Consider the following 334-nt stretch of genomic DNA (forward strand, 5'->3'; position numbering starts at 1 on the left):
CTTGCACTCCAGCAGATCGAACAGCGCTTCCTGCAACAGGGCGCGGTTGTCGCGCGACAGTTTCGAGGAGTCCGGCTGGACCGGCCCCTCATCGTCGCTCTTGCCGAGGCCGAAGAAGCGTCGGCTGGGTTTCACCCTGGGCTGGCCGACCAGCATCTCGTCGTCGGCGCCGCGCGGCTGGGCAGCCGGCGTCAGCGGCACCTGTTCTGCCTGCCGGCGCTGCGCGATCGCCTCGACGGCCGCCATGTCGCCATTGCCGATGGCAACCAGGAAATGGTTGCCGTTCTCGCGCAACAACTTTTGCACGCCCTTGATGGTGTAGCCCTGGTCGTAG

Annotated in this window: 1 pseudogene; it reads right to left on the bottom strand. The window is 66.5% G+C overall.

Annotation, left to right across the window (positions count from 1 at the left end):
• Positions 1–334, bottom strand: a pseudogene (locus EN807_RS33670) (MerR family transcriptional regulator); the annotation flags it as partial.

It is taken from the genome of Mesorhizobium sp. M5C.F.Ca.ET.164.01.1.1 (assembly GCF_004792125.1).
GTDB lineage: Bacteria > Pseudomonadota > Alphaproteobacteria > Rhizobiales > Rhizobiaceae > Mesorhizobium > Mesorhizobium wenxiniae.